This is a genomic window from Aliikangiella sp. G2MR2-5, assembly GCF_015687155.1.
Taxonomy (GTDB): Bacteria; Pseudomonadota; Gammaproteobacteria; order Enterobacterales; family Kangiellaceae; genus Aliikangiella.
In genome coordinates, this window is the sequence record NZ_JADPQF010000003.1 from 562,351 (window position 1) to 589,110 (window position 26,760).

At 42.7% G+C, this 26,760-nt stretch carries 21 protein-coding genes; 12 read left to right on the top strand and 9 right to left on the bottom strand.

Features of this window, described 5'->3' with window-relative positions; translation table 11 throughout:
* The first annotated feature begins 132 nt into the window (after nucleotides 1–132).
* A complete protein-coding gene (locus IYN84_RS12850) occupies nucleotides 133–981 on the top strand; it encodes an HDOD domain-containing protein (protein WP_196139606.1) in 849 nt (282 codons plus the stop codon).
* Between the two features lie 68 nt (nucleotides 982–1,049).
* Here the strand turns inward: IYN84_RS12850 and IYN84_RS12855 are convergent, their stop codons facing one another.
* The 3 genes from IYN84_RS12855 to IYN84_RS12865 form a co-directional block, all read right to left on the bottom strand.
* Nucleotides 1,050–2,012 carry a GGDEF domain-containing protein gene (locus tag IYN84_RS12855; RefSeq protein ID WP_196139607.1) on the bottom strand — a complete coding sequence of 321 codons (963 nt, stop codon included), beginning with the start codon at nucleotides 2,010–2,012 and terminating at the stop codon, nucleotides 1,050–1,052.
* 19 nt (nucleotides 2,013–2,031) lie between these two features.
* Nucleotides 2,032–3,048 (bottom strand): response regulator, encoded by a 1,017-nt coding sequence (locus IYN84_RS12860; protein WP_196139608.1) that lies wholly within the window; start codon nucleotides 3,046–3,048, stop codon nucleotides 2,032–2,034.
* Nucleotides 3,049–3,175: 127 nt separating this feature from the next.
* Complete coding sequence (locus IYN84_RS12865) at nucleotides 3,176–4,696, bottom strand: hypothetical protein (RefSeq protein ID WP_196139609.1); 1,521 nt, start codon at nucleotides 4,694–4,696, stop codon at nucleotides 3,176–3,178.
* A 182-nt stretch (nucleotides 4,697–4,878) separates the two neighbouring features.
* On the opposite strand from IYN84_RS12865, the gene serB reads away from it, so the two are divergent.
* On the top strand, nucleotides 4,879–5,856 hold the full coding sequence (gene serB, locus IYN84_RS12870) for a phosphoserine phosphatase SerB (protein WP_196139610.1): 978 nt from the start codon (nucleotides 4,879–4,881) through the stop codon (nucleotides 5,854–5,856).
* A gap of 103 nt (nucleotides 5,857–5,959) precedes the next feature.
* Here serB and IYN84_RS12875 read toward each other — a convergent pair whose 3' ends face one another.
* From IYN84_RS12875 to epmB, 3 genes are all read right to left on the bottom strand, one after another.
* Complete coding sequence (locus IYN84_RS12875; RefSeq protein WP_196139611.1) at nucleotides 5,960–8,029, bottom strand: EAL domain-containing protein; 2,070 nt, start codon at nucleotides 8,027–8,029, stop codon at nucleotides 5,960–5,962.
* A gap of 180 nt (nucleotides 8,030–8,209) precedes the next feature.
* Nucleotides 8,210–10,030 (bottom strand): hypothetical protein, encoded by a 1,821-nt coding sequence (locus IYN84_RS12880; protein WP_196139612.1) that lies wholly within the window; start codon nucleotides 10,028–10,030, stop codon nucleotides 8,210–8,212.
* Between the two features lie 331 nt (nucleotides 10,031–10,361).
* Entirely contained in the window at nucleotides 10,362–11,384 is a 1,023-nt protein-coding gene (epmB, locus tag IYN84_RS12885; RefSeq protein WP_196139613.1) for an EF-P beta-lysylation protein EpmB, read from the bottom strand.
* 125 nt (nucleotides 11,385–11,509) lie between these two features.
* Here epmB and efp point away from each other — a divergent pair, with 125 nt between their 5' ends.
* A complete protein-coding gene (gene efp / locus IYN84_RS12890) occupies nucleotides 11,510–12,073 on the top strand; it encodes an elongation factor P (protein WP_196139676.1) in 564 nt (187 codons plus the stop codon).
* 150 nt (nucleotides 12,074–12,223) lie between these two features.
* Nucleotides 12,224–13,156 carry an EF-P lysine aminoacylase EpmA gene (epmA, locus tag IYN84_RS12895; protein ID WP_371734878.1) on the top strand — a complete coding sequence of 311 codons (933 nt, stop codon included), beginning with the start codon at nucleotides 12,224–12,226 and terminating at the stop codon, nucleotides 13,154–13,156.
* A gap of 154 nt (nucleotides 13,157–13,310) precedes the next feature.
* On the opposite strand, the gene IYN84_RS12900 is transcribed toward epmA, so the two are convergent.
* Nucleotides 13,311–13,517 carry a cold-shock protein gene (locus IYN84_RS12900; protein WP_196139614.1) on the bottom strand — a complete coding sequence of 69 codons (207 nt, stop codon included), beginning with the start codon at nucleotides 13,515–13,517 and terminating at the stop codon, nucleotides 13,311–13,313.
* Between the two features lie 325 nt (nucleotides 13,518–13,842).
* Nucleotides 13,843–14,709, bottom strand: a complete 867-nt coding sequence (gene asd / locus IYN84_RS12905; RefSeq protein ID WP_196139615.1) for an archaetidylserine decarboxylase — start codon at nucleotides 14,707–14,709, stop codon at nucleotides 13,843–13,845.
* A 164-nt stretch (nucleotides 14,710–14,873) separates the two neighbouring features.
* Between asd and motA the strand changes: the two genes are divergently transcribed.
* The 3 genes from motA to IYN84_RS12920 are packed head-to-tail and all read left to right on the top strand — an operon-like array spanning nucleotide 14,874 to nucleotide 19,177.
* A complete protein-coding gene (gene motA / locus IYN84_RS12910; protein ID WP_196139616.1) occupies nucleotides 14,874–15,728 on the top strand; it encodes a flagellar motor stator protein MotA in 855 nt (284 codons plus the stop codon).
* A gap of 34 nt (nucleotides 15,729–15,762) precedes the next feature.
* A complete protein-coding gene (gene motB, locus IYN84_RS12915; protein ID WP_196139617.1) occupies nucleotides 15,763–16,626 on the top strand; it encodes a flagellar motor protein MotB in 864 nt (287 codons plus the stop codon).
* The gene (locus IYN84_RS12920) at nucleotides 16,619–19,177 is read left to right on the top strand and encodes an EAL domain-containing protein (protein WP_196139618.1); all 2,559 of its coding nucleotides are present in this window, start codon (nucleotides 16,619–16,621) and stop codon (nucleotides 19,175–19,177) included. Before motB ends, IYN84_RS12920 begins: the two co-directional genes overlap by 8 nt.
* A 2-nt stretch (nucleotides 19,178–19,179) precedes the next feature.
* Here IYN84_RS12920 and rsgA read toward each other — a convergent pair whose 3' ends face one another.
* Nucleotides 19,180–20,178: a small ribosomal subunit biogenesis GTPase RsgA gene (gene rsgA, locus IYN84_RS12925; protein ID WP_196139619.1), complete on the bottom strand. Its 999-nt coding sequence runs from the start codon at nucleotides 20,176–20,178 to the stop codon at nucleotides 19,180–19,182.
* Between the two features lie 187 nt (nucleotides 20,179–20,365).
* Here rsgA and orn point away from each other — a divergent pair, with 187 nt between their 5' ends.
* From orn to mutL, 5 genes are all read left to right on the top strand, one after another.
* Entirely contained in the window at nucleotides 20,366–20,911 is a 546-nt protein-coding gene (gene orn, locus IYN84_RS12930; RefSeq protein ID WP_196139620.1) for an oligoribonuclease, read from the top strand.
* 88 nt (nucleotides 20,912–20,999) lie between these two features.
* Nucleotides 21,000–22,511 carry an NAD(P)H-hydrate dehydratase gene (locus IYN84_RS12935; protein WP_196139621.1) on the top strand — a complete coding sequence of 504 codons (1,512 nt, stop codon included), beginning with the start codon at nucleotides 21,000–21,002 and terminating at the stop codon, nucleotides 22,509–22,511.
* Between the two features lie 160 nt (nucleotides 22,512–22,671).
* On the top strand, nucleotides 22,672–23,136 hold the full coding sequence (gene tsaE / locus IYN84_RS12940) for a tRNA (adenosine(37)-N6)-threonylcarbamoyltransferase complex ATPase subunit type 1 TsaE (protein WP_196139678.1): 465 nt from the start codon (nucleotides 22,672–22,674) through the stop codon (nucleotides 23,134–23,136).
* A 201-nt stretch (nucleotides 23,137–23,337) separates the two neighbouring features.
* A complete protein-coding gene (locus tag IYN84_RS12945; protein ID WP_196139622.1) occupies nucleotides 23,338–24,651 on the top strand; it encodes an N-acetylmuramoyl-L-alanine amidase in 1,314 nt (437 codons plus the stop codon).
* An 8-nt stretch (nucleotides 24,652–24,659) separates the two neighbouring features.
* Nucleotides 24,660–26,759: a DNA mismatch repair endonuclease MutL gene (mutL, locus tag IYN84_RS12950; RefSeq protein ID WP_196139623.1), complete on the top strand. Its 2,100-nt coding sequence runs from the start codon at nucleotides 24,660–24,662 to the stop codon at nucleotides 26,757–26,759.
* The last annotated feature ends 1 nt before the right edge of the window (nucleotide 26,760 follow it).

A 26,760-nucleotide genomic window follows, 5' to 3' on the forward strand; every position in this document is an offset into this window, starting at 1 on the left:
AACAACCTGTTTTCCCCCATAAGCGAGAAATTGTTCTATAGTTAATTCAGAGTCCTGTACTTTTACTGGCAGGACTCTTGTCCTTTTAGACTTGTTTCGGCAATCGTCGCAAATCAGCCCTGGGGGAAAGCATTGACTTCGAATTCTGAAGACCGAGATGTTCTGAGCGGGATTTATATTCCTCCGCAACCGGGCATTATTGAGCAGGTGAAAAGCTGTGGTGCTGATCTGGAAAAAATCGGCGAAGTCATTTCTATTGACCCGGGTGTGAGCGCCGCGGTAATCAAAATCGTTAATTCTCCTGTTTTTGGTTTGGCCCAGCGTATAGGCTCTATTCCGCAGGCCGTTGTGATGCTGGGCGTCGAAAGAGTTATTGGTATTCTAAAGACTTTACTACTACGTAAGTCTATGGCGCATATTGATACCCGAATTGACATGAATCTTTTCTGGCAGAGCTCAGTATCAGTCGCGTCGGTAGCATCGACCATATGTCGCCAGTTGAATCTTGCGATGGCGGATGAAGCCTATACCATGGGACTGTTTCACAACTGTGGGATTCCGGTGATGGCTGCTCGCTATAGTAACTATCAAAGTGTTATGGAGTTTTCCTATAGTCGAGAGGATGGAAGAATAGCGAGTGAGGAGTTCGCTAACTTTGGTGTTCATCACGCTGCTGCTGGTTATCGTATCTCGCGAGTCTGGAATTTACCCAAGGTGATCTGTCTGGCGGTTAAGAATCATCACTCGGTTGATCGAGTACTGGATGACCAGTCGATCGAAAGTCCGACTTTAAAAACTCTGCTATGCGTGCTAAAAATGGCTGAGCATATGGTGAACCTTCCCGAGAAACTGGCACAGTCTGATATTGATTTTGAGTGGCAGAAAGTGGCTCCGAAAGTACTGGATTTTACCGGCTTATCCGAATACGACTTCGAAGATCTGGAAGATGCGGTACGCTATACTTTAGGAAAGGAGTTTTAATCTGTAAACTAACTTGTTGAGCATAGTCGAATAAGAGTTCGCTGGTTATCTTAATCCGACTATCGTTGTTATTCAGGCTTTTGAACACTACTGCGATTGCGCCCATTTTCTTTGGAATGATATAAAGCCTGGTCGGCGAGCTCGAGCCAGCTTTTAGCTGAAGCTACACTAGGAGTGAGCTCGCAGACTCCCAGACTAATCGTGAATTGAATGGAAAAGTCTTCGTGATTAACTGTCAGCTTTTCTACTAGCTTGCGTAATCGTTCTGCAAATATATAACCACCTTTTGCATCCGTATCGGGCAGTATTACCACGAACTCCTCACCACCATACCTACCACAAATATCAATTTCACGCGCGCAAGCAGTCAGTGTTCTTGCGCAAGTCCGGATTACTTCGTCACCTGCCTGGTGTCCGTAAGTATCGTTGACACTTTTAAAGTGGTCAATATCGAAAATTACCAGAGAAGTAGGGTTTTCATGTCGTTTATAACGAGAAAACTCCCGCTCCTGGCACTCCTGCCAATATCCGCGGTTGTTGAGCGAAGTAAGCTTGTCTGTTCGACTCAGATATTCGAGTTGTTTATTCGCTCCCTCCAGTTTTAAACGACTCATTGCAATGTCGGTAACATCGTAAACAATGATGCAAATATGAGAAACCTCGCCTGTTGTAGATGTCAAAGGTAACAGTGATATGTTTTGATACATGTATTCTGCTGCGCCAGTAATTGGGCGGTAGTTTTTAAACTTAAACACGTACGGTCTTTGCTCCCAAATACTGAAAGCGCGTGTTCGAAGCTGAAATACTGATTCTGCTTTGTGCTTAAACCACTCGACCGGAATTTCTGGAAACAATGAAAAAAGGTCTTTATTTCTGGTATTGCTCGCCAGCAATCCACTATGATTCTCCATGAAAGAGTTCCAGAGTTTGACCTCAATTTTCGGGTTTACAACAACAAGGCCGACGTCAATGTTTTGCAACATATCCATCATCCAGTGAAATTCAGTGAGTTCTTCAATATCTGTTGTCATAGCTGTAAACAAGTACCCATTACATGATGAAGCTAATTCTTTGTTTTAGATCTTCCAGACAATCATCGGTAAATAACAATAAAAGATCGCAGTCAACGCCTTCATAGTTTTCTATTTTATAATTGATTTCAATACTCAAGGTTTTTTTCCAGCGCTTGTTTCCCTGGATGATCTGCGGGATCGACACATGCTGACCCAATACTACCGGGTGTCCCTGACTTAAGTTAACATCCAATTGATCGCTAAAACCTTGTAAGCAGGCACCAACAAGAATATTGGATATATCCATCAGTAATTCGAGTTGAACATGATCATCAATATGACCTTCATATTTCATAAGCTTCGCGATATTTTCGAATGAAGAGTCGTTAAAAATAGTCAAAGCCTCTCCTGATATTCCTGGGCCAATAAATCCCTGACATATCGATGATACAGTTTCGTGGTGCTCACTAAACTGAAGGGCCATTGCAAGTTCGCTTAATTCGATATGATTTACTCTGGGAACGGGAAGCTTAACAAAGACGTCAAGCAACCTTGCTAATGAGTCGCCTGCTCGGCCCATTGCGACATTGGCTACTTCCTGACAAGCATCTAGAAAAGTATCTTTATTGTTAAGTTCAAGCAGGCTGTTTTCGGCCTGATTCTCTGGTTCTTCTACTACTTCATGCTGAGTGTAAAGACCATGTCTCTCAAGCGTTTGCGCCATTTTTTCTTTGCTGATAGGCTTTTTAACAAAGTCGATGGCTCCTAGTCCGGTAACCCTTGCCTGAGCATCAGGTTGAATATCGCCTGATACCACAATGACGTCAAGTTCAATATCTCTCGCATTAATTTCTTCAAGCGTTTCGTAGCCATCCAGTATCGGCATATTCAGATCAAGAAATACGAGAATAGGAGAAACCTGAGCAATTACTTCAAGGCAATGCTGGCCATCTTCCGCGAAGTGGATTTCCACTTCCCAATCAGCAGGAAGGCACCTGGCGAGTTGATTGCGCGCCATTCGGGAGTCATCACAGATAATGATATTGATTGCCATATTATCGAGTGGGTCCGTTTTACTTATTGTTTTTGGTTTGCGATCAGGTTTGCAGTCGCAACTAACCAATTTAATCGTTCAGGGAATCTCTCATTAAAACATAGCAATAATTACTAAAATTACCAGTTTAATCTTGTGACTCAATAATATAGCTGATTTGTCTTTGTGCTCTTTGCTTGATCGACTCCCTGACATCTTGAATAAGAAAGCAAGGAGAATGAATAATCTGTTCGGCTTCATCAAGCGAAATGATTTTTCCAACCGGCAATACTTGACTCTGTTCTACCCCGAAAGTGATAGTCTGACCAAAGTTAAACCTGGGAGAAAGTTTATTGATTTTATCGCCAAGTCTGTTGGCCAGAGATATGCCTGTAATGACGCCTCTTTCACTTTCTAAAACGAGTATTGAACCACAACCAATAAAAGTCTTCATCTTTATAGGAAGCGGCAGAGACTCTAATAGCTCATTCAGCAAGTGAACAAGACTGACAGCCTCATCCAAGGCTTCAACTTTGTCAGTAAAGTCAAAAAATGGGATAAGACAGCCAGAGAGAATATCCCCTTGAGACTGCACTCCGAAAGCTTGCAGCGATGCTTTTAGATATTGCTCAGCCAATGACAGACAGGTTGCTGTATTTTCATCATCCTGTTCGGCCATTGAGAAAGTGCAATAGCAAAACAAAACTCCTTCTACCCGATTACTTTGAGCCCAGGAAGGTGTTTTTGCCGGTATAGGTGGTGACTCTCTCAATTCCTGCAGCCGGGTTTCTGCTATTTCTTCAATAGCATTAAGCCATTGGGTTGTCGTTTCCGGGAGCGTTTGAGCATTCAATTTAATTAAACGATGATTATGGCCAACCAGTTTTGTAATTCGTTTTTTATAGCGTCGGGTGATAAAGAATATTGAAATCAAAGCCAGCGAGGAAATGATCGCAATTATTTTTTGTGACTGATTAAGAGATTGTCGAAAACTTTCTTCCAGTAGTACTCTATTGAGTGTGATTTTAAACCAGCCTGCAGTAACGTTTTGGTAAATTATTTTCTCTACAAAAGGAATGTCTTTTTGAATTTCCAGGTATGTCTTTGCTGGCTGACTAGTCGAGGATGTAGGATATTCATGACCTTCCTCAGAGGAGGGAGTTTGTGCGGGCATGGTTTTGCTTTCACTTTCACTCGAAGCGCTATTGTTGTTTTCTTGAGGTAAGCCACTGTCTTGGTTGGCCACTGTATCAACTTCCATTAGCTCGCTAACGGTTACGTTGTTACTACTTCCATCAGGCTGTAGGATCTGCTCCGGACTGGAATTTTCAAGAGGCGCTTCAGATATATAGTTAGCGACTATCTGACCGTCTTCTGCAAATACGGTTGCACTTCTTATATAAGGATCTTTAGCGACATTTTCCACTAGCATTTGAAGGTAAAGCTTGTCATCAGACATCAATGCTTCGGCGGAAGAGTCGGCTGCCACTCTGGTTATACTATGGGCGTATTCGCTTGTTCTGGCTGCAACCAGTTTTTCTATTTGGTAGTTAGTTATCGTCCAGCTTGCCGCTAACGCAATCATGCAAAAAGAGACTATTGATGTCAGTAGCCCGCGAAGCAATTTTGGGGGACGAAACTTTTTTGAGCTTTTTTGTTCTTCTTTCATTTCTTCATTCTAGCAACCAATGCGGATACTGATAAGAGAAAAAGCCAATTTTCTAGCTAATTCTATTCTGATTTTTATATCAAGATATCAGTTTAACCTGCAGGCGCTTGAAGATATCACTAAAAGACATTTAGGAACAACGAAAGGACCGTTACAGACGGGACGCTTTTGGGTACAATGCATTGTCTATTGAAATGCTATCAACCGAGCAACGAATAATCATGCAACAACTTGTTCAATTTAACCAGCTATACCAAGTCCACTCTGATGAATGGAGCCTGCTTTCAGAGATTCCGCAAAATAGCGTCAAAATTACCTTATTTGCTGAGCTTGAGTTAGTCCGGCAAGTAACCGCATTTACTTCGTTGGAAAAATCTCTTGTTAGCTCGCCAGTTTTCCGGTTAGTTAAAAGAGATAACACCTTTTTCTGGGAAATCTTTTCCGAGTCTTCAGATGTGAATGATATTTGTCAAAAGACTAAAGATTCTGAGTTTGATTTTATTTGTTGGCCGCAGGGCGTGGATAAACCACCAAAATTAATTCTGTTTGACATGGATTCGACTTTTATTCAGATAGAAGTGATCGATCAGTTAGCTGCACGCCACAATGTTGGTGAAAAGGTCGCAAAAGTGACCGAGGCCGCGATGCAAGGCAAGCTTGATTTTGCAGAAAGCCTTGTTTCCAGAGTTGCATGTTTGCAAGGCTTAAATGAAGCTGCTATTGACGATATTGCCCAATCATTGCCCTTGTCTCCAGGGATTCCACAACTAGTGGAAGCTGCTGCGAAAAATAATTGTTATATTGCGATTGTCTCCGGCGGCTTTACCCCATTTGTAGAAAAGCTTAAGAAGGAGCTTTCTTTATATAAAGTTAAGGCCAATGTTCTCGAGATTGAATCTGGCCAACTTACGGGAAAGGTATTGGGGTCAATTGTTGATGCAAAAGCGAAAGCTGAGTTTTTGAGTTCATTGTGTGAAGAGCTGGAACTGGCTAACAGTGAGGTAATGGCCATTGGAGATGGAGCTAATGATTTGCTTATGATGAATGAAGCCGGTTTTAACCTCGCATATCATGCAAAACCAACCGTTCAAGCGCAAGCAAAAGGCAGAATAGAGCATACTAGTTTTAGCCTGCTTCCTGTCGTATTTGGCTGGAGCTAGGTATCTGACAAGAAGAATGCTATCTCAGTAAACCTAAAATTTGTGCTGTAAAAAAAGAAATTAAAAAAGTGGACCCGATAAAACTCGAGTCCACTTGAGAATATTAGAAGCCGCTGGCGGAGAAGTCATAATCCATTTTCAGACCGGGGCGTTGTAGGTAGTAACCCTGGATGTAACGAACGTTCATCGGCCACAAAGCGGCTAGCATTGCAGCTTCTTCAACCTTAGGAATAATGCTTTGCTTATCTCTGGTGTGGATTTCGTCCAGCAAATGCTGTACTTCTTCAGCGATTTCCGAATCTTTGTGAAGTTCCTGTGCTTTGGCATCGCTGATTCTCACAAAGTCTGAGTCTAGTTGATCAACCAAAGTGTGGTGAGATGGATCGTTACCATAGTCAGACAGACAGGTAACAAAGCCTTTTTCCTTTAGCTCTGCGCACAATACGAGAACCCTTTTCAAATGGTTGATAGCGTCACTTTCTTCAATTTGAAAAATTATTCGGTTCTTATCAAGACCAGTGGTTTTGAAAGCTTTCTCTATCATGGTAACCAGTTTAGGGTTAATGAGAGATGCGCCGCTCAAAGCCACCATAAGCTGAGTTTTTGTATTGCTATGAGCTTTCAGGCTTTTCAGTGATTGAGTAAAAATCCATAAATCCAGTTTTTCAGCAAGCCCTGCTGCTTTTGCAACAGGAAATACTTTTGAAGAGTCTAGTGTATTTCCGTCTTCGTCGGTCAGCTGGAGTAAAACCTGGTAGATACACCTTTCGTCGCCATGAAGTTTGACAATCGGCTGGAACATTAATTTTATACGACCAGATTCGATAGCATCATGGACTTTATTTAGCATTTCTGCATCAGCTTCGTTGCCTGCCGCGTGAACAGCCTTGTTGAAGATCTTATAGCCATTGCCATCTTCTACCCGGTTTGACGCGCTATGGGCCTGAGAAATGATTTGGCTGGCATCATTCGTATCTTCCCCAACGGGACTGACTCCGATACTAAAGGTCAGCTTGACGGTGTGACCTTCTATATCGAAAAGATGAGAATGAATGTTTTCACACAAGCTCGCTGCGAGTGATTTAGCCTTCTGTTTCGAGTTACCATGAAGCAGCACGGCATAAGCATGATCGCCTATTCGAGCAAGAGTACAATCCTCTTCTACCTGCTCAGACAGCCAGCTTGCGCAGTCTTTAGTAACCTGATCAACCCCGGCAATACCATAGTCGCTTAGTAATTGTTCATGTTGATCGTACTCAATGTAGACCACATTCGAGGTTTCACCATTTTCTGCGGCCTTCTCAACTGCGTGCTGCAATTGTTCCATGAAATAGTTCTTATTATATAAATCAGTCAGATTATCGAGAGCGCTCAACTCTTTGAGTTTTTCTTCTAGCTCGGCGTTATCAGCTGCCGAACGGATGAGAAGTTGAGTACAGACCTCATCATCGTAGTTGGCGGCAGATAATGTCATGATTGCTTCAAAATGACTCATGTCAGACTTTGTTCCTGAAAAACTAAAGCTCTGGTGCTCGCTGCTCGAAGATATATCTTTTAGATATTGACGAAACTCATCCTGACTTTCTTTGGCAATCATATCTAACGCAGGAACGCACATTAGCTCGTCGTAATCTTCATAGCCAAAAAGCTCCATGTAGGCCTTGTTAGCATAGACGTGCATTCCATCATGAACATAGGCGATTGCATCTTGTGAACTGTCTAGTAACAAAGTGCATCTTTTTTCCGTTGCTTTGAGAGCTAGTTCTGCCTGGTTTTTCTTTCTACGACTTTCGAGACTGTGTAGCTCGCGCTCTGTTTTCAAGCAAAGCAGCTGTAGATTTTCACGAGAAACTGCATCTTTGGCGCCAAAATTCATAGCACTGACAATAAGCTCTTCGTCATTTTTGGGTAGCATAACGATACAGGGAATATCACGCCCATAGGTGACAATTTGTTCAATTGCCTGTGCCGGTGGCAGGTCCTTATATTCGGAGTCTGATAACAATAAATCGGAGACTCCTTTTTCCAAAGCTGAGTTTAGCTCTTCAGCATTGAGTACTTGAGTTGCTCTGACCGCATATCCGCGGTTGCGCAGTGCATTAATAATTGCCTCTGCGTGGTTAGACGAAGGCTCTGCAAGTAGAAGATGAATTGTTTTTATTTTTGAGCTCATTCCGGTACGCTGAATATTTTCGAATTAGTATCAATAACTGATTGGTTAACAACTTAAATTGTAGCTGACATCTGCGATTCCCGAAAGAGAACAAGATCAAACATTTTAAGATAAATGGCAATTATTTATTGTTTATTGGTTGAAACACTTAAAGTATACAGATTAAAAGATCCAGTAACGCTAAATTAAGTCCCAGACATCATCCAGATCAGGTGTGTCGTGAATGGGCTCATCGGGCCGCCTTCGTGGTTCAATTAACTTCTTTCTGCCGCCAATTTCTTCGTATTGAAACTGTTTAAAACTGCTGGTGGCGGTCAGTTCTTTAATTAGACGTATATCAAATATTTGACCGGTATCATTCATAGCCACTTTACTTTTAGTGTTGAAGGCTAACGGATTAGTAATCAGTGTTTCAGGCTGGCCTATTCCGGTAAGTGCCGGCAAGCGCAATGCTCGTTGAAATTCATTATTTGCTTTTTTAGTCGTTTTCAGCTGAACTCTGACTGGCTTGGCGCCTGGAGCGAGCAACTGGACACCCATCTGAACCTGGCTACCTTTTGCTTGCCTTCTCACCCACCTTACAACACCGATGCTCCAATGATTCTGTTCCAGAAAACCTAATATTTCACCGGTTTGTGCGTGTTTTGGAAGTTGGTCTGCTGCAATTTGAATACAATAGCCGCCGGGGCTCATATTTATCAGGTCGACAGTTTGTAGCTGGTAGCTGTCTTTGACTATTTTTTCTCGAGAGCGGGTTTCTGCTTCCTGTTTTTTCTGTTTAAGCTCTTCGGCTGCTTGATCTGGACGATAGAGCTTAGCCCATATATCTTCATTAACAGTTCCGGAGGAGCTTAAATAATCTCTATCTGACTTGGTGTCAGCATTTCTACGTGCTGAAACTTCAAGCAATGTTGCTCCACGCAAACTTCCTTCCATGGCTTCTAGTGTATTTTCTGCCTCACCGGGAGCCGCGATATTAGGATCCTGAGTTAATAAATAGTGGGTTGCCCCCAGGCCAATACTTATTTCGAGGTGCTCATTTGAAGGTGTTCTGGCAAATGCTCTATGGGTTCCGTGACTCCAAATCTGAATCAGGTGTTTGATCAACATCACTTTTCGAGCACCAGTCGCTCCGTCTTCTTGAAGCGTGTTGAGCTTTAGCTTCAGATGTTCGACTACCGGTGTTACCGTGAGTTTCAGGTTGTTGGATATACTGTCCGAAAATAGCGATTTATGTACTGGCGGACTGGCAGAGTTTACAGCAATGACAAAGTGCTGTTTATTGTAAGCGTGTGAACTCAGAGATATATGCTCGGATAGCTCCGGTAACATTTCCCAAAGCATCTTAATTTCAGGCTGGCGCAGTTGATAAGGATTGGCAATACTCAACAGTAGTATGCGTGCAAAAAATTGAAAACAGGAACTACAGTCTTCATCTCCGATATCAACATGGTTAGTTGCCAGTTCGTTTTCGCGAGCTATTTTATAAAGAATGTATAGCTCTCGCCAAATTCGGCGTGGGACAGAGGCATATAATTGATAGCATCGCAACATCACGAAGCTATGGTATTTAATGGCAAATGCAAGTGCACTGGTGAGATGTTTCTTGTTACTCCATTTGATTTCGCTGGTTACAATTGACTCAATGACTGAATGGAACCCTATGCATAGTTCTGTCTGCAGTGCTTGAACCAGTGCTGCTATCTTTTTTTGCTTTTCATTAAGGGCTATATGGTTATTGAGAAACTGTTTTTCCAATGAAATGATAATCAGGTCGGCTACCGGACAGAGCTTTTCAAGAATATGTAGACGTTTATCAGGATCGAGCAAACTCTGATTAGTCTGAACCAGAAGGTGGTAAATGTTTTTCGAACTTTCCCCCAAGTTTGCTACTGGTAAATTTTGTAACCAGTGAGAGACCTTTCTTGGCGTCATTTCAACGAAAGTTCGCTGATTGGCCTGAAACTCTCTTAGGGTTAAGCCTGTTCGTCCTTGCCTCATTTGGAGATCCCTAACCGTGTAAAACTTTTATTTATGCTAAACCATCTCACGATCTAATTATCCAAATTAACATGAAACCGTCATAAAAATCATCCGTTTTATTTGTCTTTGCGATATTGGACGGGCTTGAGGCCCGCTAGTTCACTCGGACAAAATGGATATTATTCTTATCTAGGGGTCTTACAAAGTTGCTGTTTTACCCCTCGAGTTAACATTTCGTCATATTCAATATTAGCCTATTTAGCATCTGGTCGCCTAAAAGTTACTGATTTTCTTGAAATTTCAAGCGAACCAACTTTCTCTATCTGAGATTGTTATTCAGCACAACTTGCTAGGCAATGACTGTTTTGGAAGCTCTTCCAGGTTCTTCTCTGGCTAACTTTGGGACCAGGTAGCCGGGCAGCCGCTTTTGCAACTCTTCTATCAATTTAACAGCTACATTAGTGTTGACTTCGAAATGGGCTGCTCCGATAACCTTGTCAAGTAGGTGCAGATAATAGGGTAAAACTTTGTTTTCAAAAAGCTTTTCGCTCAATTCCTGTAGTGAGTCCAGGCTATCATTTACGCCTTTTAGTAGTACGCTTTGATTCAGTAGAGTGATTTTGGATGATGCAAATAAAGCAAGGTACTCGGAAAGTAGAGAGTCAATTTCATTCGCATGGTTGATATGTAGCACCAGACTTATTTTCAGGCGCGAGTGATTTAGCCGATCCACCAAAGCTTGTGTGATTCGTTGAGGGATAACTACAGGTAAGCGGGTGTGGAAACGGAGCCTCTTGAGGTGAGGTATATCTTCCAGTTTGGCAATAACTTCAAATAGGCGGCTGTCACTGACCATTAAAGGATCACCGCCACTTAAAATTACTTCACTGATTGATGGTGATTTGGCAATATAGGAAAGCGCATTTTCGAGTTGTGCGCCGCTAGCCAGGCTATCCTGATAAGGGAAATGACGGCGAAAACAGTAGCGACAATTGACCGCGCAGGCTGACGCGAGAATGAGTAGGACTCTACCTTTATATTTGTGCAGTAAACCTGGTATGGCATTGTGCTCTTCTTTAAGCGGATTTTTACTATAACCGGAAAAAGTGATTGTTTCGTTTTGATGTGACAAAACCTGTCGAAGCAGGGGATCGTCAGGGTTTCCCTTTGTCATCTTGTCTATATACGGTTGCGGTACTCGAGTTTTAAACTCGGACAACTCAGCTAGTTGTAACCGAATAGGGTGCTCAGCCAGGCCCACAGCTTCAAGTAAAGAGGCAGGAGTGGAAACCGCTTCTTTAAGCAGTTTTTTCCAAGAATTTACCTGACAATCGGGCTGGTAAACGGGTATTATTGTCGACGTATTTTTCATCCGGCTATTTTAACCCGATTCAGAGAGTCGAATCACCCGTAATTATTCGGCAAGTGCTCGATAGTTCCGGTGATGAAAGAAAGCCATACATTAATGTCAAAGAGATAAGTCAAAGAGAGAAGTCAATGGCGACATATACTACGAATGATTTTCGTCCTGGAATGAAATTTATGCTCGATGGTGAGCCTGTAGCTATCATCGAAAATAACTTTGTTCGTCCAGGAAAAGGACAAGCTTTCGCAAAAACAAAAGTACACTTTTTGCTTACTGGTCGTATTGTCGAAAAAACGTTTAAATCTGGCGAAAGTTTTGAACAAGCGGACGTTATGGAAACCGATATGGAGTACCTCTATACCGATGGAGAGTTCTGGCACTTTATGGATCCAGGATCATTCGAGCAGTTTGCGGCTGACGCCAAAGCTGTTGGTGAAAATGCTAAATGGTTGAAAGAGCAGGAATCTTGTATGGTCACTCTTTTCAATGGTACTCCAATTTCAATTACGCCTCCAAACTTTGTTGTTCAGGAAGTTGTTGAGACCGACCCCGGGTTAAAGGGAGATACTTCTGGTAGTGGTGGCAAGCCCGCAACTTTGGAGTCCGGGGCTGTTGTTCGTGTTCCTTTATTTGTCCAAATTGGAGAAAAGATCAAAGTTGATACACGTACCAGCGAATATGTATCAAGAGCCTAATTGCAGGTTCGCTCCAGCTTGATTTAGAGCCTGCTGATCCGCAAAAAAGAGGTCATGTTGAACTATGTTCAGACATGACCTTTTTTTTGCAAACCAGGCGCGATTCGTATACCAAAAGATAGTTTTGAACTTTTTAGGTGCAACATCAAAGTGAATATTCTCCAGCAGCGTGCGCAAGCTTTAAAGGCTGTACGCGATTATTTTTTTTCTGAAAAGGTAATGGAAGTTGATTCTGAACTACTCTCTCCATATTCGGTAACTGATCCTTATATGTCTGCAATGAGGGCAACTTCTGCCAACGGCAGACTACAGGGTTATTTGCAGACGTCCCCCGAATATGCAATGAAAAAGCTTTTGAGCACAGGGTGTGGAGATATCTACCAGCTGGGAAAAGTTTTTCGGGCAGATGAGTCCGGAAAAAATCACTCTCCCGAGTTTACTATGTTGGAGTGGTATCGGTTGGGGTGGGATCATCATCAGCTAATGGAAGAAGTACGGCAAGTAATTCAGCTGGTGACGGGTATTGATGGTTTTACCAAATTAACCTATGAACAGGCTTTTGAGTCCGCCCTTGGTTTAAATCCATTTACGGCAACGGTCAGGGAGTTAGAAGTATTGGCTACTTCCAGACTCGGAGACATACCGGAAGATATGCTCAGAGATAATTATCTTTCACTTTTGTTCTCTGAATGTGTTGAGACTGGTTTTGAAAAGGACAAAGTCACCTTTATTTATGATTTTCCTGCCTCGCAGGCTTCTTTAGCTAAGGTCCAGACTCGTTCGGATAATTCCGTCGCATGCCGATTTGAAGCCTTTGCCGGGGGACTCGAATTGGCCAACGGTTTTTGGGAATTGACTGATGCTGAAGAACAGTTGAAGCGTTTCGAAGAAGACAACCGTCAGAGAGCTCTACAGGGTAACTCGCCAATAGCGGTTGATAGTGAATTGATTACCGCACTTAAACGAGGGTTGCCTGAGTGCTCGGGTGTTGCAATTGGCTTCGACAGGCTTATGATGATCAAGCAACGTGAAGATGATATTCACAATATCCTGCCTTCAGTTTTATACAGGAAAGCAGATTAAATTGCTCAAAGAAATGGAATAATAGCTTGCAAATAATCACTGCAAGGGCAAGAGGGGGGCGCTCTACTAGCGAGTAATAGAGAAATAGTCAAAGAATTTTTTCTTGCACGAAACTCGTCCGGGGACGCGTTTCATGCAGGAGAGGATTAAGCGATTAAACGGCTGTAACGTTTTCCGCTTGAGGCCCTTTTTGACCTTGAGAGATAGTAAACTGAACTTGTTGCCCTTCGGCTAAAGTTTTGAAACCATCAGATTGAATAGCGCTAAAGTGAACAAAAACGTCTGGTCCTGACTCCTGCTCGATAAATCCAAAGCCCTTCTTTTCGTTGAAAAACTTAACTTTTCCTGTAACTGTAGACATAAAAATATCCTGTATCTAACTTTAAAACGATCATTGCCTAGCTAGTCGGAAAGCTCGCATCTTTGTACAAAACACAGGAGGAAAAACAATAATCACGATCTATTAGAGTAGACATTATGTTTATTATTTGACTTCACTGAAGACTGGACAAAGAGTCGCCTCGACTTGAAAGCAAGATCGATTATACACCAAGGCAAAGGCGGGTCAATCGAATTCAATAAGGTGTCATAGATGTTTAATGATCTATCGCGTAAAAGTGATAAGAGTGGTTGGTCCTGATAGGTGCTTTTCACCTTGCTGTTGATGTTCAGGACCGTTTGTTTACTTAACTTTTTTCTTGACGAGTCAACATCTTTTCTCCCAATACCATGGGAGAGGCAGGCTTGAGCTTTTCATTCCATTGCCACTGGTTTTTCTGAAGCAGCAAGATTACTGTAGAGCCTAACTTAAAACGCCCCATTTCTTTGCCTTTGTGTAAGCTAACTTTCTTCTCCGGGTAATCCCAATGACTCGGTTTCTTTACGGTAGGCGGGGTAACAGTTCCATGCCAAACGGTTTCAACACTGCCCACAATTGTTGCACCAACTGCCACTAATGCCATTTCTCCAAATGGCGTGTCAAAATAACAGACGACCCTTTCATTTCGAGCAAAGAGGTTGGGGACATTTTCTGCGGTCAAAGGGTTAACTGAAAAGAGCTTTCCTGGAACGTGCGTCATTGCGGTCAAAGTACCTTCGCAGGGCATATGGATCCGGTGATAATCTTTTGGAGCGAGATAGATGGTACAGAATTCTCCATCGCTAAACAGTTTCGCTTTCTCTTCATTTCCTCCTAGAAGTTCTAGCGCTGAATAATGATGACCTTTTGCCTGAATTATTCGCCCCTGTTCTATTTTTCCAAACTGGCTCATTGCACCGTCCACTGGAGAGCAAAGACTGTTTTGATCATCATCGATTGGGCGCGACTCAGGTTTAATCGCTCGAGTAAAGAAGTCATTAAAGCAAGCATAGTTAGTCAGTTCTGGCTCGACCGCATTGGACATATCAATGCCGTAGGCATTGGCAAACTTCTGAATAAACCAGTTTTTAAACCAGACTGTTTTACTGTCTGCGAGTTTACCCGCTGCTATCGAGACCAGATGTTGTGGAAACAAGTACTGGGACGTGATTTTTAACTGATCGCCAAAAGACATGGTTTACTATCTCAATCCTTAAAAAGAGGCGCATTTTACCTGTGAAATTGGCAAAAGTCAGGTTTTAGGCGGATTCGCTAATCTTTAACTATATTTAATGTACCTGCGAATTGATTGCTTTTCGTAGTTAATTAACTATAAATTCAACAAATTAGAGAGTATCGATGACGGTTTTTATCGGTGGAATCATTGTGCTTGCCGCTGTACTGGGGGGCTATGTTCTCTCTCATGGAGAGTTAGTGGCGCTTTGGCAACCATTTGAGCTTCTCATTATCGGCGGAGCGGCTTTGGGGGCCTTTATCACCGCCAATCCTGCAAAAATCACAGCAAGAACTTTTGCTGCTGTCCCTAAACTACTGAGTGGAAGTCGGTTCACCAAGTCGCTCTACCTTGAGTTGTTGTCTTTGATGTATCAACTATTCAACATTATTCGAAGAGAAGGCTTAATTGCGATTGAGCGTCACATTGAAGACCCGGAAGAAAGTGAAATATTCTCTCGCTTTCCTATGGTGACGCAAGATAAACACGCCCTTGATTTTATCTGCGACTATTTGCGCCTGATGGTTATCGGAGATATGACTTCTTATGAGCTTGAGAATCTTATGGATGTTGATCTGGAAACTCACCACCATGAAAAGCTGGCTCCATCGCATGCACTGGCCAAAGTAGCTGACGCTCTTCCCGGGTTTGGTATTGTCGCCGCGGTATTGGGAATTGTTATTACCATGCAATCGCTAGGTGGACCGCCAGAAGTTATCGGGGTGCATGTCGCCGCTGCGCTGGTAGGAACTTTCCTTGGTATTCTTTTGGCTTACGGCTTTATTGCTCCGCTGTCCAATGCACTGGAATATCGTGCACTGGAAGAGGGTAAGTATTTTGAGTGTATCAAAGTTTGTATTCTGGCTTCAGTAAATGGTATGCCTCCGCAAATAGCGGTTGAATTTGGGCGTAAAACTTTGACTAGCAATGTTCGTCCAGATTTTTATGAGTTAGAAGAGTGTGTGAAAGGCTTGAGGTAAGTAGTAGACCTTTTCAAACAATTGGAGGTTCGTGTTGGCAGACAATAGTGAGAATGCCAAACCAATAATAATCAAGCGAGTTAAAAAAAACTTACATGATTTTCATGGTGGGAGCTGGAAAGTCGCGTTTGCAGATTTTGCAACAGCTATGATGGCTTTCTTTTTACTATTATGGTTGATCGGAAATACATCTGATGAGCAGCAGCAGGCAATTTCGGGGTATTTTAGCGATCCTGTTGGATACGCAGACAAGTCTGCAGCAAGTAAGTCCGTTATCGGTGAAGGAGGACAAAACGCGTCGGTAATTGAGTATAAGAATGTAAAACCGGAAACTGATATTAAAGATATTCTCGAAGATGACCTCGACAAACTCGCTGAGGAAAAGGAAATTGCCAAGCTGGAGTTACTTAAAGAAAAGCTAGAGTCATTGGTCGACAATAGTAAAGCTTTTGAACAATTTAAAAAACAGGTGATGCTGGATATAACTCCTGCCGGATTAAGGATTCAAATCGTCGATGAAGATAAGCGCCCTATGTTCGATAGCGGTAGCGCAGAGCCTAAATATTATTCCAAGCTGATACTTCGAGGACTCGCAAGTGTATTGAAAAAAGTGCCGAATAAGCTAAGTGTAACCGGCCACACTGATGCTACGCCTTATATTGAAAGAGAAGACTATGGAAACTGGGAGTTGTCGGCTGACAGGGCGAATGCTGCAAGAAGGGAATTGGTTGTCGGCGGTATCAATGAAGATAAAATTGCGAGGGTCGAAGGGTTCTCTTCTTCTATTCTGTTCGATAAGGATAATCCACATAATCCTGTCAATCGAAGGATCGCTATTATCGTTTTAAAGCCCAGTGTCGCTCGCGATATAGAAAAGCAGGTTTTGGGCGTTGACTAGTCCATCTACACCAAACTCAAGTTCCTTGGATGTTGAAGAAAAAATATCTTTAGAGTCCGCTCTTTTTAAAATTACCGAAAGCGCAGTCAACTGTAAATCGATTAGTGAATATGCGGAACGACTTCACAAAATCATTCAGCAATTAACCTACGCGGACAACTTTTTTGTTGTCCTTTATAACGGTGAAAAGCATAAACTCAACTTTGTCTATGTTTCTGACAAGTTTGATAGTGAAATTAACTGTGAGTATTTGAATCGATTGACTGAAGATCAGGCGAGAAGAACTCTTACCGGATATATGTTGAGAACGGGAAGAATGCAGCATTTATCGTTCAATGATATTTGTATGTTGGAAGAGAGGAATATTGTCGATTCAGTCGGCAGTCAAAGTCACGACTGGCTGGGGGTACCTCTTATTTTTGATAACCAGATCTTGGGGGGAATGGTTATTCAAAGCTATCAAGATGATATTACCTACGGACAGCCAGAAGAAGAAATTATGCAATTTATTGCCAGACAGATAGCAATGGTGACTAAAAGCAAGCAAGCTGAGTTGGCATTGATTGATTCTAATCTGGAGCTTGAAAACCGAGTGAAGGAAAGGACAGAAGCCTTATCAATTGCCAACGAGGCTTTAAAGGCTGAAATTCAGGAAAGAAGAAAAAGTCAGCAGGTACAGGCTGCCTTATTTCAGATTACCGAGCTGGTATCTACTTCGGAAAGTTTGCAAGGCTTGTTTTTTGGTGTTCACAAAGTTATTGACCAGCTGATGTTTGCCAAAAATGAGTTTATAGCGCTTCTATCTGAAGATGATCAGTATATTAACTTTGTTTACTTTGTGGACCAGTTTGATAGTGAACCACCCGCAAGAAGATATACTCCAAATTCCCAGCCTGCTGGATTGACCGAACAGGTGCTGGATAGCGGAGAGTCCTTTTTATATTTTCGTGGTCAATCAGGACCACAGGAGATAGCAGGAAAAAGAGCAAGTGAGAGTTGGTTGGGCGTACCATTAAAAGATAAAAATAAGGTATTCGGCGTGCTCGCTATTCAAAGTTACGATAAAGAGCGAGTTTATACTCGTGATGACCAATTAATTTTAATGACCATCGGGCAACAGGTAGCAACAGCAATTTTACGCAAAAAAGATGCAGACTCGTTAAAAGATGCGCATGAAACGCTTGAGAGAAGGGTTAAAGAAAGAACTCATGAGTTAGAGAAAACGATTGAAAGAAGGAAAGTCGTTGAAGAACAGCTAGCTTATGAAAGCCTTCACGACTCGCTAACCGGACTTCCCAATCGTTTACAGCTTACCGGGGCGTTAAGTCGAACTTTAAAAGAAGGTCGACGCCAGCAAGACGGTGTCCTGGCTCTTTTATTCCTGGATCTGGATCGTTTCAAGATCATTAATGATAGTCTTGGTCATCATATTGGCGATCTTTTTCTCGTTGAAGTATCCAAAAGGCTACAAAGTTGCGTTCGAAGTGATGATCTGGTTGCAAGGCTGGGAGGTGATGAATTTTGTATTTTGATGCCAAGTATATCTAAGTCATCTGTAGCACTTGCTTTGTGTGCCAGAATTCTAAAAGAACTAAAGAAACCGCTGGAAGTAGAAGGTCATTCACTGATTACCAGCGCCAGCATTGGCATCCGTTTGGCGAATAATGCGGAAGACTCACCTGAGCTAGTAATGAGTGATGCCGATGCAGCGATGTATCAGGCAAAACATCAGGGAAAAAATCAGTTCTGCCTATTCGATGCCAACATTAAAGAGTTGGTTACAACTCGAATGAAAATGGAGCGAGATCTGCGAATTGCCGTTGAAACCAGAGCTCTTTATCTGGTTTATCAACCGGTAGTTAACGTAATAAGTGAGGAAACGGTAGGGTTTGAAGCTTTAATTCGTTGGAAGCATCCTGAACAAGGCTTCATTAGCCCCGAGATTTTTATTAGCATTGCAGAAGAAACCGGGTTGATAGTTGATATCGGTGAGCAGGTTATAGAGATGGCCTGTCGAAAAATTGCTGAACTGAAAGCGAAAGTAGGAAAGCGACGTATCTATGTCAATGTCAATGTGTCTGCAGTACAAATACTTTCACGAACCCTTGATGACGTTATTCGGCGTAAATTAAGTCAATATGAAATTGAACCAGAAAACCTGAACGTAGAGATTACCGAAAGTATTTTGATTGAAGATTACAAGGCGGCACTCAATTTTGTCCGTGAACTCAAATCTATGGGGATCAAAGTTTATCTGGATGATTTCGGGACCGGCTATTCTTCTTTAAGCTATCTTCATCACTTTCCTTTTGATGCGATAAAACTTGATCGATCATTCATCAAAGACCTTAGTACAAATCGCAGCAATAAAGCAATTGTTGAAGCTATCGCAACTTTGTCTAGCAATCTTGGAATAGAAGCCGTCGCTGAAGGCGTTGAAGAAGAAGAACAGTTGATAGCGCTTAGAAATATGGGATATCCAACGGCACAGGGATTTTACTTTTCTAAACCAGTAGAAGCAGATAAGATTTTTGCGCTTTTGCAAGTATAAGGTTACTTGTCTTTCGCCAGCAAAATCTTGCAGTAGTTATTCCAGCGTTGCTGATAAATTTTGTTATCTTTCACTGCCTGAATGATAGAGCAACCAGGCTCATTGATGTGACTGCAGTCTCTGAATTTGCAAGTACTTAGGTAGGGTTGGAATTCAACAAATCCACTGACAATATCCTCTGGTTCAAGATGCCATAACCCAAATTCCCTGACTCCTGGAGAGTCCACAATAAAACCATCATTTTGCTCGAAGAAAAATAGCTTCGACGCTGTGGTTGTGTGTTGTCCTAGCCTGGAGTTCTCCGATACTTTGTTAACCAGGCTCTCCTGTTGAGGAAAGAGACTATTAATGAGTGATGATTTCCCCACCCCTGACTGGCCGACAAAAATACTCTGAGAGTTTTTAAGTTTCTCAGACAACTCATTAATTCCCAGATTGTTTTTGGCACAGGTTTTCAATACCGGATAGCCCAAAGATTGATAAATTGGCAATTGACTCTCTATTGCCTGAGCAGATATTTCTGCGCAAAGATCCCATTTATTGAAAATGATGGTTGCCTTTAACTGGGCATTATTTACCGCTACCAGGTAGCGGTCGAGTAAAACCGAGGAGAAGTCGGGTAAAGGGGCCGTTACGATAAAAACCTGCTCAATATTGGCAACAATCGGCTTTACGCCCTGATGTTGCGCAGGACGCGTCAACACCGAGTTACGCTCATACATAGCTTCGACAATACCCTGATTGTTTGGATCGAGACGGAAACTGACTTTATCCCCCGGAACAGGCGCCCCCAGGTTTTGCCTTAAGAAGCAGCGGTATTGCTGGTGTTCGCCTAAAGATAGAACATCGGCTTGCTCGCCAAAACGACTAATAATTATCCCGTCTCTGGCTTCAGATAGATCGGATAACTCTGGGGGCTTGTCTGTCTTCTTCAGCCTTTGTCGTTGCTTTTGTGCTACCTGACGTTTTTGTCTGTGGGTTAATTTATCTCGTTTGGCCAAACCAATGCTCGTAAGGTTATTTTGCCCGGACTTGATATTGCCTTGGGCTTAATTTGCTGAATATTATATACTATCTTTACTGGATGGCTATTTACAGCCGGTGTTTTTTCCAGAATATTCAATATAATAGTGCAACATCATGGCTTCATTTAGCATACAAGCAAAGCATTACTGCAGGAGATAATGGGTGCAAAAAAGTGACAATCTAATCTGGATCGATCTGGAAATGACTGGACTGGATCCGGATAAAGAAAGAATTATTGAAATCGCCACCATTGTCACGGATAAGGACTGCAATATACTTGCTGAGGGGCCGGTGATGGCGGTGAACCAGCCGCAAGGTATCCTGGATGCTATGGATGAATGGTGTACGACGCATCATGGTCAATCCGGTCTAACTCAGCGGGTTATTGAAAGTCAGATAAGTGAAGCCGAAGCAGAACAGAAAACATTGGAGTTTTTAGCGCAATGGGTTCCTGCGGGAATGTCGCCCATGTGTGGCAATAGTATTGGACAAGATAGGCGTTTTCTGGTGCGTTATATGCCGAAGTTGAATGATTTTTTTCATTATCGAAACCTTGATGTGAGTTCAGTTAAAGAACTCGCGGTTCGCTGGAAGCCTGAAATAATGAAAGGGCTTAAAAAGAAAAATCAACATCTTGCGATAGAAGATATACGCGAGTCGATTGCCGAGTTACTCTATTATCGCGAGCATTTTATTAATCTCGAGTAAAAACAAATATATAAAAGAGTGCTGCCGAGTCGCCTGACAGGCTGACTCTAATGCGAATTTTCAAACAGAAATTTCTGGTTGCCAGTTGATGAGATATTCTTCCCCCGATGCAGGTGTCGCCCTCTATTCTGCGTCTCAAATAAGAGATATTGAACTGTCTTACGCCAAAAGCGAGCAAAAGGGCACTTATCCTTTGATGGAAGCTGCTGGCAGAGCTGCCTACCAAACCCTAAAACATAATTGGCCAGAAGCTCGTAATATATTGATTTTAACAGGGAAAGGTAATAACGGCGGAGACGGCTTTGTTGTCGCTCGATTGGCAACCGAAGAACGTAAAAGGGTAACTTTGTGTAATTTTTGTGAGCCGGACAATATCAAGGGGGATGCTCTGATTGCCTATCAAAAATTACATACAAGCGGCATTGCAATCAAATCCTGGGATAAGCTGGACCTGAGCGCTTTTGACCTTGTTATTGATGCTATGCTGGGGACTGGAATTAAGGGCGCTTTGCGTTCTCCTTTCGATCAGGTGATCGCTCAATTAAACAAAGCTAAGGTGCCGGTCCTTTCGATTGATATTCCATCCGGGCTTGAAGCAGATACTGGAAGCGTAGTAACTGAAGCGGTTCATGCTGATATGACAGTAACCTATATCGGCCACAAGAAAGGGATGTATACAGGAACATCGGCCAATTATCGTGGCAAAGTTAAGCTATTTGATCTCGGAGTTTCAGATAGCTGCTATCAGCAACATGAGTTTAATGTGATTGCTGAAAACTGGAATAGCTTAAAGCACAAGCTAAAGCCCCGACTGCCGGCTGCGCATAAAGGAGATCATGGCCGTAGTCTTATTATAGGGGGCTCAAAAGGAATGTTGGGGGCTGCAGTGCTGGCTGCAAGTGCGGCGGCTCGATGCGGCAGTGGACTTACCTGGGCTATGGTGGAAGAGGGAGCTGCACAGGTGGTTAGCGCACGGCCTGAAGTGATGGCGCAGGATATCGATTTACCTGACCAGCAGTGTCAGGACTTACTCAAGCGAGCGAGTGTGATTATCGCCGGTCCTGGTTTAGGCCAGCGAAAAAGAGGCAAGGCGTGGATGCAGTTCTTAAACGAAGAGCTTGAGGCCAGGGATACATTGAAAGTTTACGATGCCGACGCACTCAACTGGCTGGCAGAAAATCCAAATAAAGATAATAAGCGAGTACTCACTCCTCATCCGGGAGAAGCGGCAAGGCTCCTCAATACTTCACCTGAAGAAGTTAATCAGGATCGCTTTGCTTCTTGTCAGGCCATTGTTGAGCAATATGGTGGGATCTGTGTGCTCAAGGGCGCTGGTACCATAGTTAGCGACAATACCGGTATGACTCTGGTGTGTCCGGTAGGCAATCCAGGAATGGCTACTGGCGGTATGGGAGATGTTCTCTCAGGTATCGTTGGTGCTTTGCTAGCTCAAGGGTTTAGTCTGTTGGACTCTGCGGCATTAGGTGTTGTTATTCATGGTGAGGCCGCTGACAGGGCTGCGGGGCCAAAAGGTTATTATCGGGGACTATTGGCTGCCGATCTCTTTCCCCATTTACCAGCCTTAGTTAATCCGTATTAGACTAGTCAGCGCAGCCGATAAAAAGCAGTAAAGAACAAATATATCTTTACTGTGTTAAAATTGCGCCAAAAATCTGTCTTTAAACTCCAGGCAACTGTCAGTGCGTTCAAACAGACACGACAGTTCAGTGTAACTTGAGGTATGTATGGAGCATGGTGTGATGAGTGTTCACCTGCCAGACGAAGCTGCGACGCTCAATATAGGAACTATTCTCTCAGAAAACTTACCACCGAAAGCGCTTATCTTTCTTAATGGTAATCTGGGGGCCGGTAAAACTACCCTGGTTAGAGGCATTCTTAGGGCATCCGGGCATCAAGGAAGCACCAAAAGCCCGACCTATACTTTGGTTGAACCCTATGAAGTTGAAGACAGGAAGTTTTATCATTTCGACCTCTATCGACTAGCGGACCCTGAAGAGTTGGAATATATTGGTATTCGAGACTATTTGGATGAATCTGCAATTTGTCTGGTAGAGTGGCCGGATAAAGGTGAAGGCTTGCTACCAGAGCCCGATTTGACAATAAATTTGGACTATGAAGGCGAAGCTAGAAATATTACACTGGTGGCAGGTGATTGCCTGTGGGCCAAAGCCTTGCTCAAGTTATTACAAGCAGAACATGGTTGATTTTTGGATAAAAACTCAGCTGAAAAATAAAAACTGTATTCAGATTTGATTAATACTGAAGTAACAATAATAAAAGACCGAGAGTGATTTAGCTGTGTAGCGTTGTCGAAAGCTGGAGAAATAATGTAGCCGGCAATAAAGTTAAAACTGATTTGTAGCGCATCAGTAAAAAAAGTATTTAGAAGTTGTAAGGGTGTTGAATTGAAGCAAGTACTATTTCAATCATTCATGTTTAAGCTGGCCTTGCTGTTTTTTTGCAGCTCTGCCGTAGCAGGGGATGTAAAAGGGATCCGTTTTTGGCAGGACCCGGAAAAGACACGACTCGTATTTGATGTTAGTGAACAGGTCGACTATAAACTTTTTACTTTAGAGGACCCCTACCGACTGGTAGTGGATCTTCAAAATGCGAAATTGAAGACTGAAATTGATACTGTTGATGTCCCGCAAGCGCTTGTTAAGAAAGTTCGTGCTAGTCAGTCAAGTGATAAATTACGAGTAGTACTTGATTTAAAGCGAGGAGTTTCTACCAAAGACTTCCTGCTCAAACCATATCAAGATTATGGACATCGACTGGTTATCGATATTCGAGACAAAAATGCTCAAAAGCCGGTAGTAAAAACGGCATCGTCGGTGATAAAAGAAAAGAATCGAGACATTATTATCGCGATTGATGCCGGGCATGGCGGAGAAGATCCTGGTGCTTCAGGAAAAAAAGGTACGCGCGAAAAAAATGTGACTTTAGCCGTAGCTAAACGACTGGCTGAAAAAATTAACGCACAAAAAGGTTATAAAGCATTTCTCACTCGCAGTGGTGATTACTATGTTGGGCTGGAAGAAAGAACCCGGCTAGCACGAAATAATCGAGCAGACTTGTTGGTCTCGTTGCACGCTGATGGATTTACCGACTCCAGAGTAAAAGGAGCATCCGTATGGGTTTTATCGACTCGTGGTGCAAACTCTGAAATGGGTAAGTGGCTGGAGCAAAGAGAGAAAAGTTCTGACTTGCTGGGCGGGGTCGAAAGCTTGCAGAATAAGGACCCTCTGGTAGCGAAAGTACTAATAGACCTTTCCATGCACTATTCAATTGGCGAGAGTTTAAAAGCGGGTGAAGAAGTCAGAAAAAAGCTAGCTTCATCTATGCCCAAAATGCACGGCAAAGGATTAAGAAAAGCTGCTTTTGTGGTTTTAAAGATGCCTGATATTCCTGCAATGTTGGTAGAAATGGCCTTTATTTCTAATCCGGAAGAAGAAAGGCTATTAAGAACCAGTTCACAGCAAAATAAAATTGCCAATGCGGTCTTCTCAGGAGTACAAAAATATTTCAGGGCTAATGCACCAGATGGTACATATATCGCGAGTTTAGGACAGGAGCGATCACATAAAGTAAAAAGAGGAGATACTCTGTCTGAAATTGCTGCCTCATATGGTGTGAGTATGAATCAATTGAAAAAACATAATAAATTAACCTCATCCAATTTAAGAATTGGCCAGGTTCTTTCCATTCCTGAGGTTTAACCTTGGATTTGAACAATAGAATCCATTTGCTGGATAACCGGCTCGCGAACCAAATAGCGGCAGGGGAAGTTGTTGAGCGACCGGCTTCGGTGGTTAAAGAGCTAGTCGAGAATAGTATTGATTCCGGGGCAACTCGCATCGAAGTGGATGTGGAGCGCGGTGGTACTCGTCTGATAAGGATCACTGATAATGGTAGCGGTATATATAAAGACGATCTTAAACTGGCGCTCACCAGACATGCCACCAGTAAAATCAGAACCAATGAAGATCTCCACGCTATAGGTTCTCTCGGTTTTCGAGGCGAGGCGCTGGCGAGTATTAGCTCTGTTTCTCGGCTAACCTTAACTTCGCGTCCTCAGTCTGAACCGCTCGCGTGGCAGGCAATTGCTCAAGGTCGCGAAATGAACGTTGATATTCAACCCGCCTCTGCAGCACCAGGAACACGAATTGAGGTAGCGGATCTATTTTATAACACTCCGGCCAGACTTAAATTTTTGCGCACGGAAAAAACTGAATTTAGCCATGTAGAAGAAGTTTTCAAACAGCATGCCCTGGCAAACTTCGGGACAGCATTTGTTCTCAAGCACAATCATAAAGTCATTAAGCGAGTTCCTGCGGTAAGAGATAACAGTCAGAAGCTTAAGCGTATCGCGACTATTTGCGGTAAAGGTTTTGCCGATAATGCATTACCATTTCTTTGTGACCATGAAATGATGACAGTCAGAGGCTGGTTGGGACGTCCTGAATTTCATCGAAGTGAGTCGGATATCCAATATGTTTTTGTGAATGGCCGCCCGATCAAAGACAAAACTGTCAATCATGCCATAAGACAAGCCTACGAAGGGCTTCTTCCACCGGGCCGAATGGCGACTTATGTGATATTTATCGAGATGGATGTTTCCAAAGTGGACGTTAATGTCCATCCTACCAAACATGAAGTTCGCTTCGATCAACAGCGATTGGTACATGACTTATTGGCGAAAAGCATTTCCGACGCCTTGCAGCCGGAAACTAGCGCCTTACTTGTTCAAAACGAAAGTAATCTGAGCCATGGTGCTTCAATTAAGCCCGGTATTTATTCACAGCCTCAATCTGTATTTGAGCTACAAAGCGGTCAATTTTTTTCAAGCAAAGCTGAACAAATGCCTCCGGGAGAAGGAAGAAACTTTGAAAAAGAAAGCTTTCGAAATGAAAATCTTAAGGAAAATACTTTTTTAAATAAGAATAAGCCGAGAGGGAGTAGTTGCCAGGAGTCTGAACAAAAGTCATCGTTTTCTTCACCAAAAGTGAATTTCAGAGCAAGTGAAAACCTTTTGAATCGTGTTGCGGAGAATTTTTCAAGGAGCTACTTTTCTCAAAATCAAATCTCTCAGGGCGAAAGCAAACTTCAGGCTTCTCCTGTTGTTGATAAGTCCGAAACAACATCATCTCCAGAATATATTGGCACAAGCTTATCGGTGCCTCCGGAAAATAGCGAGTTTTGGCCGGTTTTTTCTGTCGGAGAAAATATTTGGTTGACCGAAAAAGAAGGAAAGACTTACGCGTTTAATTCGAGAGAACTTCTACCAGCTTATTTGACCGCTTCGATGACCTGCGTAGGAGAAGTCGTGTCGGTTCCGCTGCTTTTTCCGCTGCAGCAAAGTTTTGCTCCTGACTGGCTGGAAGATTTCCATTTTCATCAATTACTGGAAAAGTTGGGTTTTATTTGCGAACAGGCTGACGCAGAGACATTAACAATTCGAAGTATTCCTTTCTGGCTGGAAGCAGTTGACAATGAACCGCTATTTAATTTTCTAAACCGCTGGTTAGAAAAAGTAGAGTTTGAAACACTCAGCCAAATAAAACCCGCACAGCTAAGTTCAGATGAATTAACTTCAGAGCAACTCTATTTAAATAAAGCTTCTCAATTCTATGATTGGTTAGATTTATTGGTTTTAGATAAAGCTTTGGTGAATCGACTCAATCACGCTTATCAAAAAATGATTAAAAATAACGAGTCGAATGAGCTTTTAACCGATGAAGTGTTTGATATTTATCGACCGATAGAGGCTTCTCTATTTCGAAATCTCTGGACGAAACCGAAAAAAAGTCTTGAAAAAGCGGACTGAT